Annotated in this window: 2 protein-coding genes; one reads left to right on the forward strand and one right to left on the reverse strand. The window is 66.6% G+C overall.

What is annotated here, in order from left to right:
- Positions 1 to 42 precede the first annotated feature (42 nt).
- On the forward strand, positions 43 to 1,275 hold the full coding sequence (locus AB0D12_RS41310; protein ID WP_362695252.1) for an IS4 family transposase: 1,233 nt from the start codon (positions 43 to 45) through the stop codon (positions 1,273 to 1,275).
- A gap of 1 nt (position 1,276) precedes the next feature.
- Here AB0D12_RS41310 and AB0D12_RS41315 read toward each other — a convergent pair.
- Positions 1,277 to 1,474: hypothetical protein (locus AB0D12_RS41315; protein WP_362695255.1), on the reverse strand; the 198-nt coding region annotated here is incomplete at its 5' end.

Raw genomic sequence — 1,474 nt, forward strand, 5'->3', positions numbered from 1 at the left:
CAATACCGGTAACTTTGGGGCTGTTTGGTCGTTGCTGGTGATGTGCCGAGAGCTGGTCAACTGAAGTCATCTGGTGGGCGATTGTCCGACCGAGTTGCGGTCGGGGTGCTGACGCAGGCGTTTCCTCAGTCACTTGTGGATGAGGTGTTGGCGGAGACGGGCCGCGTAGAGCAGCGGAATCGGCTGTTGCCGGCCCGGCTGGTGGTCTACTTCGTGTTGGCGATGTGCCTGTTTTCGGGGCAGAGCTATGAGGAGGTCGCCCGGCTGCTGACCGCAGGCTTGCAGGGCGCGCGGCGTTGGCGTACGTCGTGGGCGGTGCCGAGTACAGCTGCGATCTGGAAAGCCAGGTCCCGGTTGGGCGTGGCGCCGCTGCGACAGCTGTTCGTGCGGGTGTGCCGTCCGGTTGCCACACCGGGTACTCAGGGCGCTTTCTACCGCGACTGGCGGCTGACCGCGATCGACGGGACCACGTTCGACCTGCCCGACACGAAGGCGCACGTGGAGGCGTTCGGTCGTCCGCCGCGCTCCGGACGGGGCGAACAGAACGTCGGCTACCCGCAGATCCGCATGGTCGGCCTGGTGGAGTGCGGCACCCATGCCGTCTTCGACGCTGCGATCGGACCTCTTCGCGCTGGAGAGCAGACCCTGGCCCTGGAGGTTCTGTCGTCCCTACGGCCGGGGATGCTGCTGATGGCCGACCGCGGCTTCTACGGCGTGGACCTGTGGCGTACAGCCGCCGCCACGGGAGCGGACCTGCTGTGGCGAGTCCGCAAAGACCTCGTGCTGCCCGTGGTCGAGCAACTGCCGGACGGCTCCTACCTCACCGAGACATTCGACCGCACCGACATCCACCACACCCGTCGCGGGGTACCGGTACGCGCGGTGGAGTACACCATCGCCGGCCACGAGGGCGCCTACCGGCTCCTCACCACGATCCTCGACCCGGACGAGGCCCCGGCCGCGGAACTGGCTGCCCTCTATGCCCAGCGGTGGGAGTTCGAGTCCACCCTCGACGAGATCAAGACCCACCTCGGCGGTTCCCGCCTGGTGCTGCGTTCGCAGCACCCTGACGGAGCCGAGCAGGAACTTTACGGCTTCCTGCTCGTCCACCACGCCATCCGACACCTGATGCACCAGGCCGCACGACAGGCCGACCGGGATCCGGACCGGATTTCCTTCACCCGCTCACTGCGCGTCGTGCGCCGCCAGGTCACCGACCAGGCGGCGTTTTCCCCCCGGCAGACTCGCCCGCGCGATCAAAGCCGCTCACGCTGAACTACTCGAACGTCTCCTGCCACCGCGACGCCGCCGGAACAACCCCCGCGTCATCAAACGCAAAGTCGCCAACTGGCCCCTCAAGCGCGCTGCCCTCGACACTGCGGATCGCCCACACGTTCCGACCATCACCATCATCGACGCCACCAAACCCAAACGGGTCAGACGCATACCAAAGCCCTAAGTAACCGGTATTGGC

It is taken from the genome of Streptomyces sp. NPDC048479, assembly GCF_040651435.1.
Taxonomy (GTDB): domain Bacteria; phylum Actinomycetota; class Actinomycetes; order Streptomycetales; family Streptomycetaceae; genus Streptomyces.